17 protein-coding genes and 1 riboswitch are annotated in these 16,794 nt (G+C 27.9%); of the genes, 16 read left to right on the forward strand and 1 reads right to left on the reverse strand.

The genetic code is table 11. The features are described 5' to 3' along the window. The first annotated feature begins 397 nt into the window (after positions 1 to 397). The 15 genes from BN2920_RS07760 to BN2920_RS07830 all read left to right on the forward strand — a co-directional run bounded on the left by BN2920_RS07760 (position 398) and on the right by BN2920_RS07830 (position 15,002). Complete coding sequence (locus BN2920_RS07760) at positions 398 to 1,192, forward strand: GNAT family N-acetyltransferase (protein WP_058294456.1); 795 nt, start codon at positions 398 to 400, stop codon at positions 1,190 to 1,192. A gap of 89 nt (positions 1,193 to 1,281) precedes the next feature. Then, complete coding sequence (locus BN2920_RS07765; protein ID WP_058294457.1) at positions 1,282 to 2,151, forward strand: 50S ribosomal protein L11 methyltransferase; 870 nt, start codon at positions 1,282 to 1,284, stop codon at positions 2,149 to 2,151. A 294-nt stretch (positions 2,152 to 2,445) separates the two neighbouring features. Continuing rightward, a complete protein-coding gene (codB, locus tag BN2920_RS07770) occupies positions 2,446 to 3,675 on the forward strand; it encodes a cytosine permease (protein ID WP_058296873.1) in 1,230 nt (409 codons plus the stop codon). A 164-nt stretch (positions 3,676 to 3,839) separates the two neighbouring features. Further along, positions 3,840 to 5,105, forward strand: a complete 1,266-nt coding sequence (gene codA, locus BN2920_RS07775) for a cytosine deaminase (protein WP_058294458.1) — start codon at positions 3,840 to 3,842, stop codon at positions 5,103 to 5,105. Between the two features lie 238 nt (positions 5,106 to 5,343). Beyond that, entirely contained in the window at positions 5,344 to 6,126 is a 783-nt protein-coding gene (gene lgt, locus BN2920_RS07780) for a prolipoprotein diacylglyceryl transferase (RefSeq protein ID WP_058296874.1), read from the forward strand. 136 nt (positions 6,127 to 6,262) lie between these two features. Next, positions 6,263 to 6,523 carry a hypothetical protein gene (locus BN2920_RS07785; protein ID WP_058294459.1) on the forward strand — a complete coding sequence of 87 codons (261 nt, stop codon included), beginning with the start codon at positions 6,263 to 6,265 and terminating at the stop codon, positions 6,521 to 6,523. 190 nt (positions 6,524 to 6,713) lie between these two features. Continuing rightward, positions 6,714 to 7,892: a murein hydrolase activator EnvC family protein gene (locus BN2920_RS07790; protein WP_058294460.1), complete on the forward strand. Its 1,179-nt coding sequence runs from the start codon at positions 6,714 to 6,716 to the stop codon at positions 7,890 to 7,892. A 117-nt stretch (positions 7,893 to 8,009) separates the two neighbouring features. Continuing rightward, the gene (ftsE, locus tag BN2920_RS07795; protein ID WP_058296875.1) at positions 8,010 to 8,696 is read left to right on the forward strand and encodes a cell division ATP-binding protein FtsE; all 687 of its coding nucleotides are present in this window, start codon (positions 8,010 to 8,012) and stop codon (positions 8,694 to 8,696) included. Then, on the forward strand, positions 8,686 to 9,600 hold the full coding sequence (gene ftsX, locus BN2920_RS07800; RefSeq protein ID WP_058294461.1) for a permease-like cell division protein FtsX: 915 nt from the start codon (positions 8,686 to 8,688) through the stop codon (positions 9,598 to 9,600). Before ftsE ends, ftsX begins: the two co-directional genes overlap by 11 nt. A 257-nt stretch (positions 9,601 to 9,857) precedes the next feature. Further along, complete coding sequence (locus BN2920_RS07805) at positions 9,858 to 10,358, forward strand: DUF4358 domain-containing protein (RefSeq protein ID WP_058294462.1); 501 nt, start codon at positions 9,858 to 9,860, stop codon at positions 10,356 to 10,358. Further along, on the forward strand, positions 10,359 to 11,762 hold the full coding sequence (locus tag BN2920_RS07810; protein WP_058294463.1) for an MBOAT family O-acyltransferase: 1,404 nt from the start codon (positions 10,359 to 10,361) through the stop codon (positions 11,760 to 11,762). Positions 11,763 to 11,771: 9 nt separating this feature from the next. Then, complete coding sequence (locus tag BN2920_RS07815; RefSeq protein WP_058294464.1) at positions 11,772 to 12,875, forward strand: DHHW family protein; 1,104 nt, start codon at positions 11,772 to 11,774, stop codon at positions 12,873 to 12,875. Positions 12,876 to 12,978: 103 nt separating this feature from the next. Beyond that, on the forward strand, positions 12,979 to 13,359 hold the full coding sequence (locus BN2920_RS07820; RefSeq protein WP_058294465.1) for a desulfoferrodoxin family protein: 381 nt from the start codon (positions 12,979 to 12,981) through the stop codon (positions 13,357 to 13,359). A gap of 380 nt (positions 13,360 to 13,739) precedes the next feature. Continuing rightward, a riboswitch (guanidine-I (ykkC/yxkD leader) is annotated at positions 13,740 to 13,834 on the forward strand. A 172-nt stretch (positions 13,835 to 14,006) separates the two neighbouring features. Next, a complete protein-coding gene (gene sugE / locus BN2920_RS07825) occupies positions 14,007 to 14,324 on the forward strand; it encodes a quaternary ammonium compound efflux SMR transporter SugE (RefSeq protein WP_058294466.1) in 318 nt (105 codons plus the stop codon). Between the two features lie 204 nt (positions 14,325 to 14,528). Then, entirely contained in the window at positions 14,529 to 15,002 is a 474-nt protein-coding gene (locus BN2920_RS07830) for an LURP-one-related/scramblase family protein (RefSeq protein ID WP_058294467.1), read from the forward strand. 91 nt (positions 15,003 to 15,093) lie between these two features. On the opposite strand, the gene BN2920_RS07835 is transcribed toward BN2920_RS07830, so the two are convergent. Beyond that, a complete protein-coding gene (locus BN2920_RS07835; RefSeq protein WP_058294468.1) occupies positions 15,094 to 15,669 on the reverse strand; it encodes a helix-turn-helix domain-containing protein in 576 nt (191 codons plus the stop codon). Positions 15,670 to 15,972: 303 nt separating this feature from the next. Between BN2920_RS07835 and BN2920_RS07840 the strand changes: the two genes are divergently transcribed. Beyond that, positions 15,973 to 16,794: a helix-turn-helix domain-containing protein gene (locus BN2920_RS07840; protein WP_058294469.1), complete on the forward strand. Its 822-nt coding sequence runs from the start codon at positions 15,973 to 15,975 to the stop codon at positions 16,792 to 16,794.

Here is a 16,794-nt window from a genome sequence, read left to right on the forward strand (position 1 = left end):
TTTCTTTTGTTTCAAAAAGGAGATTGATGCTAAATTTTGTAAATATAAGAATGTTTAGATGAGTAAAAATAGTGCACAAATAATTGAATAATATTGAAAAAATACAAAAATAATGCTATATTGATTGTATAGTATTTGAAAGGTGGTGTTTGTTTGTTAATTGTTCTGTAATAAGCATTAATTAATTTTATACTGTATAATAAATTGGTTAGTTTTCTAACTTTATTTGTTATGCTAATAATGCCTTACAGAAAATACAAAACGAACACTTAATTGATTATATGTTGCAGGTATAGTATTTTTTCTATACCTGCTTTCTTTTTCTGTAAGGTAAAAATTTTCAAATACTGTTTTAATTTATGATGATAATATAGGTAAAGGATGGAGGAAAAAATAAATGATTAAATTTGAAAAGGCAATAATGAATGATTTTATGGAAATGGTTAATTCTTATATAGGAACACTTACAGGAGTAGTAGATGAGTTTTGGGAACAGCATGTTATTGATGGTGATTTTTACATTATCAAATGTGATAATAGTATAATTGGATTTTATACTTTATTCGTTGAGTGGGATAAAAAAATTTATATTACTTCATTTTATGTATCAGAAAAATATACTGGTTTAGCACAGGAAGCCATGAAGAGAATAATTAGTGATTTTACTGTAGAAAAAGCATATGTTGCAACATGCGATGAAATGTTTTTATCAGTTTGTTTAGATTTTCATAAAGAAGTATGTTTGCAGGCATATTTTTTTGATGGAACAATACCCCATGATGTACAACCTGCTGAATATGCCTTTGAGTGTATGAAAAAGGTGAATGTTGATGAAATGCCTAAAATACGAGAATTGACAGGTGATTTTTATGATGATTTAAGTGATGAAGGGATATCTTTAGGTGAGTTTGAATTATATCGCCTCGTAAAAGATGGAGAAACATTGGGCGTTGGCGTAATGGTTCCAAATAAACTGCAAAAAGGATATGCTGCATGTGGTGAAATTGTACTTGAACAGCATAGACGAAAAGGTGTAGCAAGAAGTTTACAATTAAATATGGCTGAAATTTGCCGAAGAAATGGATTAATTCCCATTGGTGGTTGCTGGTATGGAAATATAGCAAGTAAGCGTACATTTGATAGTTGTGGCAGATATTCAAGAACTAGATTGTTAAATGTAACTTTTATGTAGAGGTGAACAATTTAAAAAATCACTTATTTAAAGTTTTTTAATATTTATTGTATAATTATCAAAGAACAAATATTTAATGAGGTGAAATTATGTTTGAAATATCATTTCCGGTAAAACATTCAGAAATAGATTCAGTATTAAACAAGCTTATAAGCATAGGATTGGATTCTACTTATTATGATGCTCCATATGAAGTGACAGTAGATTCTAATGGATATGGATTTTTTGAAAAAGAAAATGAAGTTTCCGATTTAAAGGTATATCCTATAGAAAATGATAAAGAAAGCTGTTTAAGACATATTGAAGAAATTAAGAAAGTTTTAAATATACAAGATAATATAAAATTATCTGAGATTAAGGAAGATAACTGGCAGCAGCCTTTTGAACCTGTTGATTTAAAGAATGGATGGGTTATTGCAGAGCCATATGATGAAATATCTTATGAAAAAGGAAAGATTAATTTTGAGTCTCAGGGATCATTTGGTACCGGGCTTCATGAAACTACTCAGGATTTACTAAGATATATATTAGAAGAAGATTTTACAGGATTAAACGTACTTGATTTAGGAACAGGTTCTGGAATATTAAGTATAGCAGCAGCCTTAAGAAATGCAAAACACATAATTGCATTAGATATAAGGGATGTAACTAGTGAAGTTTTATACAATGCAAGTCTTAATAATATACAGAATATAGATGTACTTGTTAATGATGTTACTTCAAAAAACTTAGCTGTGGATGAAAAATTTGATGTAGTATTCATAAATATAGGTGGAGAAGAAACCTTATCATCTATGGAGCTTATTAACAATGTAATAAAGGATAATGGAATACTTTTTGTATCAGGCCTTGTTGAGTGGAGCAATAATGAAATTTATAATGAGCTAAATAACCAGGGCTATAATTTAGTAAAGAAAACAAAAACTAATGAATGGGTTACAATGGTTCTTAAAAAATAAACTTAAAAATAAAATAACAAAATTGGTAAATTTTAAAGTTTATAATATTGTATTGACACTTTTCGACAAAGAACATATAATTTGTTTCAGAGAAAACTAGTCCTTTAAGTTGCGTCCAGAGAGACGAGCAAGGTCATATAATATATAGACATAGAACGTAATTAAATATCATAACGTACTGAATTTAATTATGCATATATTATGGCCTTTCTATAAAGTATAGAAGGGTCATTTTTGTATAAAAGTACTGGTTTTCCTAAATAATATAATTTAGGAGTGATATTAATGGAACAAATGAAGAAAAATAATAATGATCATGATTACTCATTAACACATGTACATGCAAAGGAAAAGAAGGGATTTTTCTCAATGTTTGTAGTAATGCTGGGATTTACCTTCTTTTCAGGAAGTATGCTTACAGGAGGAAACCTTGGAACGGGATTACCGCTTAAGGATTTCTTTATAGCTGTACTTATAGGTAACTTTATACTTGCATGTTATACAGGAGCACTAGCTTATATGGGAGCTGAAAGTGGACTTTCAATGCACTTACTTGCTAGATATTCATTTGGAGAAAAGGGATCTTATATTGCATCTTTTGTAACTAGTATTACACAAATTGGTTGGTTTGGTGTTGGTATAGCAATGTTTGCAATACCTATAGCACATAGATTTAATGTAAACTTATATTTATTAGTTGCTATAACAGGATTTTTAATGACTGCAACTGCTTACTTTGGAATGAAGTCTCTAACGATTTTAAGTGCAATAGCAGTTCCTGCCATAGCTATTCTTGGAAGTACATCAGCATTTATGGCAGCAAATTCAGTTGGCGGAGTACAGGGATTAATGAATATTGAGCCAGCAAGCAAGATGACTTTAGTTACAGGTGTTACATTATGTGTAGGTTCATTTATTAGTGGAGGTACTGCAACACCAGATTTTGCAAGATTTGCAAAGACTAAAAAGACAGCAGTATGGACTACTGTAATAGCGTTCTTTATCGGAAATTCATTAATGTTCTTATTTGGTGCAATAGGTGCAATGGTTACTGGAGACTCAGATATAGCCGATGTTATGTTTTCACAAGGCTTAGTTATTCCTGCAATAGTAGTTTTAGGATTAAATATTTGGACTACAAATGATAACGCAATATACACAGCAGGCTTAGGTCTTTCAAATATCACAAAGCTTCCTAAAAATAAGCTGGTTATAGCAAGCGGGCTTTTAGGTACTGTAGGTGCAATTTGGTTAAACAATAATTTTACTGGATTCTTGACTTTCTTAAATTCAATGCTTCCACCGGTTGGAGGAATTTTAATAGCTGATTACTTCTTCATAAGAAAAAGAAAGTATGAAAACATTGAAAAGGTAAAATTTATGGATATAAACTATGTTGCTATAGGTGCATTTATAGCAGGATTTGTAGCGGCTAATGTTATTAAAGTTGGTGTAATAGCAATAAATGCAATTGCTATCACAATGGTTGTTTATATAGTAGGAACAAAATTTACTAAGAAATAATATTAAAAAATATGATTATAATTTATAATAAGAAATAAGCATATATGAAATAAACATATATAATTTGAGTAACTACATATAAAAGTAAATATATAATTTTAACATGTGATTATTGCAAAAATATGCGATAATCACAAATTTTTTAGAATAAAGGATGAGATACAATGTTAATAAAGAGTGTAAGACTTTTAGACAAAGATGAATTAGTAGATATAAGAATAGAGAATGGAATATTCACTGAAATAAAATCTGACTTAGAAGCTAAACAAGATGAGGAAATTATAGATGGAAAAGGAGCTTTAGCTTCTACGCCTTTTGTTGAACCACATGTCCATTTAGATACTACTTTAACTGCAGGTGAGCCAGAGTGGAATAAAAGTGGCACTCTTTTTGAAGGTATAGAAAGATGGGCGCAAAGAAAAGAATTCTTAACTAAAGAAGATGTTAAGACTAGAGCAAAAAAGGCAATAGAATGGCAGGTAGCTAATGGGATTCAATATATAAGAACTCATGTTGATGTTACTGATGCAAACTTAACAGCTTTAAAAGCTATGGTTGAAGTAAGAGAAGAAGTTAAGGATTATGCAGCAATTCAAATAGTAGCATTCCCACAAGAAGGAATACTTTCATATCCTAATGGATTAGAATTACTTGAAGAAGCATTAAAAATAGGTGCAGACGTAATTGGTGCTATTCCTCACTTTGAATTTACAAGAGAGTATGGTGTTGAATCTATTAATAAGATGTTTGAACTTGCTAAAAAATATGATGTTTTAGTAGATGTTCATTGTGATGAAATTGACGATGAACAATCAAGATTCTTAGAAACTGTAGCTGCAAGAGCACTTGAAAGTGGATTGAAAAACAAGGTTACAGTAAGCCATACTACTGCTATGGGATCTTATAATAATGCTTATACATATAAATTATTCAGATTACTTAAAATGTCTGGAATAAACTTTGTATCAAACCCACTTGTTAATACTCATCTTCAAGGAAGATTTGACACATATCCAAAGAGAAGAGGAGTTACAAGAGTTAAGGAATTAAATGAAGCAGGAATAAACGTATGCTTTGGTCATGATGATATTTTTGATCCATGGTATCCGATGGGAACAGGAAATATGCTTGAAGTTGTAAACTTTGGATTACATGTGTGCCAGATGATGGGCTATGATGATATAAATGAATCTTTAAAATTTATATCTACAAATAGTGCAAAGACTTTAAATTTAGAAGATGTATATGGAATTGAAGTAGGGAAGCCAGGGAATTTAATATTACTTAATGCAGAAAGTGGATATGATGCAGTAAGAAGAAGAGCTGAAGTATTATATTCAATAAGAAATGGCAGAGTTATTGCAAAGACTATACCAAGTAAGACATGCGTATATTTTAATGATGAACAAGAAGTAACATTTAGAAAGTAAAATAAGGGGATGTAATTAGATTTGCTTAAATAAATCTAATTACATCCCTATTTCATAGCAACTTTTTTATTAAATTTATATGCATCTTTATATAATTTACACATTTTTTTTATATAATAAAAGAAAATCAAATTAAGTAGACAAACAGTATTTATTTTAGATAAACTAATTTATAGGCTTACAAGGTGTTATTAGTTTATATTTATAATTAAAAATATGAATAGAGGTGTTAACAATGATGAACCCAATTGCATTTAGTGTGGGAAATTATGAAATAAGATGGTACGGAATATTAATAGCTATAGGAACAATTTTAGGAATACTATTAGCTGATTATAATGCGAAAAAATTAAATTTAGATTTTGAAAAAATACTGGATGGATTTATAATAGCATTCCCATGTGCAATTATAGGTGCACGTGCATATTATGTAATTTTTGAATTTGAAAATTATAAAAATGATTTGCTTAGTATATTTAATTTAAGGTTAGGGGGATTAGCTATACATGGAGGTCTTATAGGCGGACTTATTGCTACAATTATATATTGTAAAATAAAAAAGATAAAAATGGCTAAATATCTTGATGTTGTAGCACCATCATTGATACTTGCTCAGTCAATAGGAAGATGGGGAAATTTTATGAATGGTGAAGCTCATGGTGATTTAGTAACATATGAGTTTATAAGTAAATTTCCACAATTCATACAAAAAGGAATGTATATAAATGGCGAGTACTATAATCCTACATTTTTATATGAATCACTATGGAATTTCTTTGTGTTTTTTATATTAATATTTATTTTATATAAGAAGAATAGAAATGAAGATGGAGTAGTTATGGCAAGTTATGTGACATTATATTCTACGGGAAGATTTTTTATAGAAGCATTGAGAACAGATAGTTTGATGATTGGAAATATAAAAATGGCCCAGTTGATAAGCATAGTAGGTATTATTTCAGGGATTTTATACATTATATATATAAAAAAAGTATTGAAAAGTAGAGCTTTTGAACAATAATTTTAGATTACATTATAAATAAGTATAAAAAGATTGATAATTTTGTATTTCTTCATATTATCTTCATTTGTATTAGATAAAATATATTTAAATAATTAAGTATTTGAATAAACGATTTTATTGAGGAGTGAGAAATATGAAAAGAAATAATGAGACAAATAAGAATAATAAAGGTATATTTAAATTCTTTGGAATGATGGGAGTATGCTGTTTGCTTCCTATAATATTAGCAATTGTTTTACCATTCATAGGGGGAAGTCTTGGTGGCTCAAGATTAATACCATTGATTACACAATTATTATGCCCAATTATGATGATACTTATGATGATCTTTATGTTTAAAGGAAATAATCATAGTTGCTGCTCTGAAAAAAAGGAAAAAGAAATCAAAGAATAGTTTATAACTATTGAAATAGATGCTTGTATTATGATAAAGTAGTGGTTGCAATAAATCATATAAGTACTTATGAATGCTAAGTTTTAACAATGAAGTTAGTATGAAAATTTACTATAATCAATATGATGGTGCCTAGAGGGGTAAATATATATAAATATATTTTAATCAATAGGGATGAGGGAAACAAAAGATGAAAAAAATTTTAATAATGATGATTAGCGCTATTGTTACATTAACAACGTTGTTCTCCACAATGGAGGCTGGTGCTAAGACAGAATCAGAATTAAAAGGAGAGCAAAAAAATATTGAAAGCAGCATAGAAGAAAAGAAAAAGAATATAGATGCAGCAAAACAAGAGCTTAGTGAAACAGAAGGAAAGCGAAAAGAGCTGGAAGTTGAATTAGCAAATTTAAATGAACAAGTTAATAAGTTAAAAAGTAATATTAATACGATTCAAGCTGAAGTAAATAAGATTTTAGAACAAAGCCAAAAGACAAAAGATGAAATTGAAAAAGCTGAATTAAAAATTGAAGAAAATTATAAACTAATAGGCGATGTAATGAAAATATCTTATGAACAGCAAGCTGGTGGATATTTACAATTACTGTTAGAAGCAAGTAGCTTTCCGAATTTTATCAGAAGATTAGAAATGATAACAAGTATTACAAAGCAAAATGATAAAATAATTAAAGATACAACTGAGCTTCAAATTGAATTAGAAGAAAAAGAAAAACAGTTAGATGAAGAAAGAACTGTCATGGAAGAAAAGCAAGATATTCTTTTTGAAGAAAAGGCAAAGGTAGATGAATTAGTTATAGACCAGCAAGCAAAGGTAGACGAACTTATAGCTATTCAAAATAGTTTAAAAGAAGAAATAGAATTAAATAATGAACAAATTGCAGCACTTGAAAAAGAAAGTAAAAATATTGAAAATCAAATCAATAATTTAACAGCAGGTTCAACTGGTTCATATGAAGGTGGAGCATTTGGATGGCCTGTACCAGGGTATAGTACAATATCTTCATATTTTGGATATAGAATTCATCCAATAACTGGAGTAAGTAAATTACATGCAGGAATAGATATACCAGCACCAGCTGGAGTGACAGTTGCAGCAGCAAATTCAGGTACTGTTATAGTAGCTACATATAGTGAATCCTATGGTAATTATGTGATTATTGATCATGGTGGTGGATTAACAACATTATATGCACATAATACAAGTTTATCTGTTTCAGCAGGACAGACAGTTAAAAAGGGAGATAAGATTGCAGCAGTTGGAACAACAGGTTATTCAACAGGGAACCACCTTCATTTTGAAGTAAGAAAAAATGGTACACCTGTAGATCCTATGAGCTATTTAAAATAATAATTATTAATAATAAAAACTGTAGAATTTAAATCTACAGTTTTTGTGCTTTAATTTACCTTATGGAATATGTTGGGGAAATAAGAAAAACATATGAAGACGGAAGGAAAAGAACAAATGATAAAACTTACAGATGTTAACAAGATTTATGATAACAATGTATATGCCATAAAAAACATTAATGTTTCTATTAATAAAGGTGAATTTGTATTTTTAGTTGGAAGTTCAGGTTCAGGTAAATCATCATTTATAAAAATGCTATTAAAAGAAGTAGAGCCAACAAATGGTGAAATAATAGTAGATGGAACAAAACTTAATGATTTAAAAGAAAAAGAGATTCCTTATTTCAGAAGAAAGCTTGGAGTAGTTTTTCAAGATTTTAGATTATTATCAGATAAGACAGTATATGAAAATGTAGCTTATGCAATGAAAGTTATTGAGCAAAGTCCCAAAAGAATAAGACAAAGAGTGCCCAAGGTATTGTCAGCAGTTGGTCTTGCACATAAATATAATATGTATCCAAATGAATTATCAGGTGGAGAGCAGCAAAGAGTAGCTATAGCTAGAGCTATAGTTAATGAGCCAATGCTTCTTATTGCAGATGAGCCAACAGGAAATTTAGATCCAAGTACTGCTGGAGAAATAATGATGATATTAGAAGAAATAAATGATAATGGAACTACTGTAGTAATGGCAACACATGATAGTAATATTGTTGATACTATGAGAAGAAGAGTAATCTCTATGAGCAGTGGTGAGATTATAAGTGACAATAAAAAAGGAGGTTATTCTCTTGAAGCTTAGAACAGTAAGACAGCTTAGTGGTGAAGGGATAAGCAATATATTTAAAAACAGACTAGTTTCTTTTGTGGCTTTTACAACAGTGTTAATTTCATTAACAATATTTGGTGCGTTTTTTTCAATAATAGAAGTAAGTAAAATCAATATAGAAAATTTACAAGATAAGATTGAATTAATAGCTTTTATTGAAAATGATACAAAAGAAGAAAGAATAGAAACTATGAAAAATGAAATATCTAAATTACCTAATGTTGAAAAGGTAACTTTTGTTTCGCAAGAAGAGGGATTAACTAAATATAAAGATAGCTTTGAAGAAGAAGGTGATTCTGAAATGGAGAGAATCATCAATGAAGTAAGTAAAAATGGTGAAAATCCAATACCAGCCAGCTTTGAAATTAAATTAATAGATACTACTCAAAATAAAGAAATAAAAGCAGAATTAGAACAATATTCTGAAATTTATAAGGTTAATGACGATGATGTTATAACTAGATTTTTATCTGGCTTAAATGAGACAGTAAAAACTGCAAGCTTAATATCTACAGTAGTGCTAGGGTTTGCATCGATTTTACTAATTGTAAATACCATAAAGATTTCTGTTTATACTAGAAGAAGAGAAATTGGAATAATGAAATATATTGGAGCAACAAATAATTTTATAAGGCTTCCATTTTTAATTGAAGGCGGTGCTATAGGTGCTATTGGAGGAACTGTGAGTATTATTATAGTAAGTACTGTATATAGTATTGTTTGTAAGAATATAATGAGTAATCCTATAATGGATAGTTTGATTTATCCAAGTACATGGGAGTTGTTAAGCACATTAATTCCAATAGTTCTTGGTATAGGAATAATTATGGGTGTAATAGGAAGTTTCATATCAATTAGAAAATATTTAGAAGTATAAATTAAGAAAGATGTTTGAAAAAATAATTATTTCAAACATCTTTTTTGTTTAAAGTAAAATATTTATCTATGTAAATATGGTCTTATTCATATTAGTATAATAAAAACAAGGATAGGTTAAAAAATAGTAGAATAAGCCTATTACGAATATGTTTTTTAAGTCTATTATTAAATTCTCTTATAATATTATAATAAGCATACAACTATAGATAATGAGTTAAAATATATGAGACTTAACAAAAGAAAAGAGGTATACAAATGAAAAAAATAATAGGAGAAATGTTAGTAGTAGTAATAGCATTTGGAATGTTTTCAGGGTGCTCATGGTCAACTAACATAAACAATGATCAGCCAAGACATGCTTCTATACCAAGTATTATAGAAAAGATAAAAAATGAATTAGAATTAAGAACTATGGAAGTAGTGGAAGGAGATCTTGTTTCAGAAAAATATCATTTAAATATGGATGATATTGAAGAACAGAGAATAGAAAGTGGTGTTATAAATACAGGACTTGAAACAATAGCTATTGTAAAAGCAAAAGATCAAAAAATAGATTCAGTTAAAGAAGCATTTGAAAAAGTTATAGAAGATAAAAGAGCAAGTGCATTTTATCCAGGAGAAAGTGAAGCTGTAGATGAGGCAGAAATACGAGTTGTTGGTAATTATGTTGGATTATTCATAATTCCAGATTATGAAGAAGGTAGTGAAAATAATGCGCAAAAAGCAGTAGATATTTTCGAAAAGGCCTTGAGATAAGTGGTTTTTAGCAGTATTTTATTTTTATTTAGATTTCTGCCAATGGGACTTATTTGTTACTACTTAACTCCGAGAAAATATAAGAACTTAGTTTTAACCATTTTAAGTTTAATATTTTATTCTTGGGGAGAAGGAAAGTATTTCCTAATAATGATAACCTCAATATTAGTTGATTATAGTGCAGGAATTGCTATTTATAGATATAAAGAACATAAGAAAAAGGGCATAAGTATATTATGCCTTTCTATTGTATTCAATTTAGGAATATTATTTATATTTAAATATGTAAACTTCTTCATTAATAATATAAACATTATTTTTAGCTTAGCATTAAGTAAAGTTAATATAACACTTCCACTTGGAATAAGCTTTTACACATTTCAAACAATGTCGTACAGCATAGATGTATATAAAGGAAGAATTAAGCCAGAAATAAATATAATAAACTTTGCTACATTTGTTACTTTATTTCCACAGCTTATTGCAGGTCCAATAGTGAAATATACAGATATACAAAATGAAATAAAAGCGAGAAATATTGAAAAAGATAAGGTCCAGGAAGGAATAGAAAAGTTTATATTAGGCCTTGGAAGGAAGGTTCTTATAGCAAACAATATAGGAATGCTTTGGAGTGAAGTGGAAAATACAGGCTTTAATAACATATCGACTCCTTTTGCATATGTTGGGATTCTTGCCTTTTCGCTTCAAATTTACTTTGATTTTAGTGGATATTCTCTTATGGCAAGAGGTCTTGGGCAGATCCTTGGATTTAATTTCCCAAGAAATTTTAATTATCCTTATGCATCTAGAAGTATATCAGAGTTTTGGAGAAGATGGCATATTACATTGGGATCATGGTTTAAGGAATATGTTTATATACCTTTAGGTGGAAACAGAAATGGCAAATTTAGAACAATAATAAATTTATTTGTAGTATGGGCATTAACAGGCTTGTGGCATGGTGCAAGTTTTAATTTTATAATATGGGGACTTTTATTTTTCAGTTTAATATGCATAGAAAAGCTTGGATTAATACGTGTTTTAAATAAGTATAAAGTATTCTCTCACATATATACAATATTTTTTCTACTGATAGGCTGGACAGTATTTGCAATTACAGACTTTGAAAGTATGAAGGTATTTTTTAGTAAGCTGTTTATATATAATAATGGAACAGAGTATATTTATTATCTTAGAAACTATGGAATTTCTTTATGCATAGGCATATTTTTTTCAATGCCAATGTCTTCAAAGTTTTATTTAAAGATTGGAAATATGATTACAATGAAGTCTGAAATAGCTATGGAGATAATTAAGACAATAATATTAATGTCCATATTTATTATAAGTGTGGCATATTTGGTTGATGCTACATATAATCCATTTTTATATTTTAGATTCTAGGAGGATATTATGAAGAAAAATTTATTATTATATTGTTTTTTTATTGTACTTCTAGGATTTACAGGTTTAGATATATTTAAATCTGATAAGAATTTTTCAGAGCTTGAAAATAGATATTTAAAAAGCAGACCCCAATTTACTTTAAAAAGATATATTGAAGGAAGCTTTCCAGAAAAGTATGAAAATTATATGAGTGATCAGTTTATAGGAAGAGATATGTGGATTAATTTGAAATCTAGAAGTGAATATGCATTAGGGAAAATAGAAAACAATAATATCATTTATGGAAATGAGAATTTTTTATTTGAAAAATTAACATCTATGGATAAAAAGAGAGTGGATTCTAATATAAATTCAATTAACATATTTGTAGAAAATAGTGATTTTAAAGTGAGTATAATGATAGTTCCAAACTCATATACAATTTATAAGGAAAAATTGCCGCTCTTTGCTCCAGTTTTAAATGGTAAAGAAGAAATATCTAATATTTATAGTAGATTAAAAGGTACATATAATATTAATCTATTTGAAAGCATGAATAATAAAAAAGATAATGAACTTTTGTACTATAAAAATGATCATCATTGGACAACAGAAGGTGCTTATTTAGGTTACTTAGAATATGCAAAAAGCATGGGGAAGGAACCCATTAAATTAAATCAATATGAAAAAAATATGTGCGAAGATTTTCTTGGTACATATTACTCTAAAGCAAAACCTTTTAAGTACGAATTCGACACGTTAACTTATTATAATTTCCCGGGAATTAAAATGAATATTAATGAAAAAACTTATAATAGCTTATATGATCATACTAAATTAAATATAAGAGATAAGTATTCTTTATTTTTGTATGGAAATAATCCTTTAACTATTATTAAAAATGATAATAGTATTAATAAAGATAAATTACTTATAGTTAAAGATTCATATGCAAATTGTATGATTCCATTTTTAACTCAAAGCTTTGAAGAAATACATGTCGTTGATTTAAGATCATTTTCTAAAAGTGTAAATGAATATGCAAAAGAAAATAAGTTATATAATGTCTTGATAATTTATAATTTCAATAATTTTATTAAAGATGCTGATATTACTAGAATAAAAAAATAATTTTAAAAAATCAGAAAATTTAATAACTATCTATTGATAATTATTATTAATTAATGTATAATACATTTATAGATAAAGTTATTAATTTTTGGAGGTAAAGGAAATGAACGAAAAGTTTTATATATTAAATGATAATAAAAATAATGCAATAGTAGTTAGTGGAAGTGAGGAAATAGCACTTGAAGGCGCTAAATTACAAGAACTTGTTTCAAGATCAGTAGAAGCCGCTACAGAAAAACATATCCCAGTTATAAGTGTTAATAATAATAAAGTAAGTGTTGTTGTTGGAGAAGTTGAACATCCAATGGTTGAAGAACATTTTATTGAATGGATTTTATTAAAAACAAAAGAAGGAATTCAATTAAAGAAATTAGAAGTTGGGCAAAGACCAGCAGCAGAGTTTGCTCTTTCTGAAGGAGATGAAGTTGTTGAAGCATATGCTTACTGTAACTTACATGGATTATGGGACAAAGCTGTAAAATAAATTTTAAAATATTAAAATCACTAGGTAGTTTGTATCTAGTGATTTTTTGTTTCTAATTGTTAATGATTATGTATTTTTCTAATATATGTGATATTTTAATGATTGTTTTTTCTGCAACTTATAAATGGAAAATTATTTTTAAATTCTTTGATGGTGGTAGTATCTATTTTAGGCTTTAAAGAGTTATAATTATGCGTATTATATATAATTTATTTGGGGCTATATGCGTTGGGTATTTTGATACATTATTTTATAAGGCTAGTAATAAGTTTGCTTCGTGAATGAAATAGATGAAATGACATAATTGGTTTATTATAGTTGAATTTAATTTCTATGTATGTTAGAATTCAATTATTATTATTAATATATATAAATTATATATTTTAGTTTTCTAGGGTTCCGCAGTTTTATCTGGCAGGTCCGAGGGAAAACCCACAGTAAAAAGTGGACACGGAAGGATAAAAGCCTAGGAGAAATTTAACAATATTTCTCTAGGCTTTTTTATTTTGCACAATTTTAATAAGTAGGATAGCTATTAAATATTTTAATAATAAAGCTTCATTATTAGTATTATGATTAATTAAATTAGATACTTTAATCAGTTCTATATAATTCTTAAGAAATAATAATTTATAGGAGGTAAAATTATGAAATGGATTTATTTAATTATTGCAGGTCTTTTTGAGGTATGGTGGGCAGTAGAATTGAAATTTTCTGAAGGCTTTACAAGAATATTGCCTAGTATTTTAACTATTGTAGGTATGATTTTAAGTTTCTATTTTTTATCAGTATCTTTAAAAAGCTTGCCATTAGGCACTGCATATGCAATTTGGACAGGTATAGGAACTATTGGAACAGTAATATTGGGTATTGTTCTATTTAAAGAACCATTGGATATTATAAGGATAATTTGTATCATATTAATAGTTAGTGGAATTATTGGTTTAAAATTAACATCAAATTAACTATAATAATTTGTGTGAAAAAAATTTTACAAAAATAAATTGAACATGTATTCTAATCATATTTTGAGAGTACATGTTCAATTTATTTTTGTAGGGAATTTTTTAAACATCCGAAACTTTCAATATAATTTGCATTAATATTATCAATGAAACTTAATAAACATGATATAATTAAGAAAAGCATTTAATGATTGGAGAGAATGAATGAAATTATTTATAAAGCAAAGAGTATTTACTTTTGCAGATACTTTTGTTGTAAAAGATGATTATGGAAATGATAGATATTTTGTTCAGGGAGAATTTTTTTCATGGGGACATAAGCTTCATATTTATGATTTAGACAACAATGAAGTAGCTTTTATAAAAGAAAAGGTGTTAACTTTTGTACCAAGGTTTGAAATAAGTATAAATGGAGCCTTTACAGGTGAACTTGTAAAAAAGGTTACATTTTTTAAACCTAGATATTATATTGAAGGAACTTCTTTAGAACTTGAAGGAAAAATAATGGAACATGATTATGTTCTAAAAAATAGAGGAATGCCAATAATGAGAATATATAAAGAATGGATGACCTGGGGAGATAGTTACGTTCTTGATATAGACAGAGAAGAAGATGAACTTTTAAGTTTAGCTATTGTATTAGCTGTAGATTGTGAAATATGTTCTAGAAATAATTAGACACTAAAAAAAGCACTAAACATTAAATTTTGTTTAGTGTCTTTTTAGTTTAATCAGCCTTTTCAAAAAAATCATCTCCATTAAGATATAGCTATACATTTACTTTCAAAAAGTGTGAGTGAAGCTTTCTTAAAATATTATCCCGCCTGTAAATGACAGTTGTATAAGGTATATTTTTAAGTCTGGAATAATCTTTAGCAGAATTGCCATTATAGAAAATAAAAGATATAAGCTCTTTTTCATCTTCACTTAGATTATTAATGAGTTTGGATAAAAAATCATAATCAGATTGATTACAAATAGATTCTTCAGCGGTGATATCATCACATATTAATGAATCTTCATCATTATCTAATAAAGAAAATACTTTTTTGCCTTCAAATATACTTCTGTAATTGTCACTTCTAATAAGATAATGCAAGTGCTGTTTTATTCCATTAATAGCATAAGCAACAAATCTATGATTTTTAAAGTTGTATAATTTAAGACAGGCAAACAGTGTCTTATAACATTCACTTTTTATATCAGAAACATCATATCCGTATATAAAAGTATTTCTGGAAAGACTTGAGATATAAGACTCAAATTCTTTTATAATAAGTTCTTTTGATTTTTCATCTCCTTGCTTGGCATTTACAGCTAAGGATTCGACATAATTATAATCCATAAATTTTCCCTCCTTTTTCTGAAATATAAAGTAAAGTATATATGAAAAATTTGATTCAAAACTGCATAAATGTAGTAGAGTTAAAGGTCACAAAACACTGTAGAAATATTTATAACAATGTGGTTATGATATAATGTAGATAGTTGGTAATATTTAAAAGATATTTCTATAAATTGGGCGACGCTTAATAATAGAAACACATTAATGATTGCTTAATATGTTATTGTACAAATTTGTGTTAATATCATTCAAGAAAAACAGAAATTTCATGATATACTACTTATAGTAAGGAGGGGGATTATTATAGGACAGGAAGCACGAAAAGCTGTATTTGATGAGGATTTAAATATAGAAGCATATCAATTTGAAGGGATTATGCAGAAATTCCCCAATCATTTTCATGAACACTATGTAATTGGCTTCATTGAAAGAGGTAATCGTCATCTTTTGTGCAAAAACAAAAGTTATGATTTGCAATCAGGAGATTTAATGCTTATGAATCCAAAAGAAAATCATACCTGCGAATCAATAGATGGACAACCGTTAGATTATAGGTGTTTAAATATTAAACCTGAAATCATGGAAATGATGGTATATGAAATAACAGGGGGACGTTATATGCCACAATTTACTCGGAATGTTATCTATAGTTCAAATGAAGTAACTTTGATTAGAGAACTTCATCATATGATTATGGAAAAATATAAGGAATTTGAAAAGGAAGAAGCATTTTATTTTCTTATTGAATACTTCTTGAAAAAATATACTGAGAAAGTAGAAACAAATAGTGCACAAATAAGTACACAGATCAGGGAATCATGTGATTATATGGATAGAAATTATAGAAATCAAGTAAGTTTAGAAGATTTATGTAATGTTTCTGGACTAAAAAAATATACACTGCTTAGAAGCTTTACAAAACAATGCGGAGTAACTCCTTATCAGTATTTAGAAGCTGTTCGTATTAATCATGCAAAAAAGCTTTTGGAATGTGGAGTTGAACCAATTGAAGTTGCTATGCAAACAGGATTTTCAGATCAAAGTCACTTTACTAGATTTTTTAAGAGTTTTATTGGAATAACACCTAAGCAGTATCAAATTATATTTAAAGAAGAGGAAAGTTAA

Origin of the sequence: Clostridium neonatale, assembly GCF_001458595.1 — a bacterium.
GTDB classification, from domain to species: Bacteria; Bacillota; Clostridia; order Clostridiales; family Clostridiaceae; genus Clostridium; species Clostridium neonatale.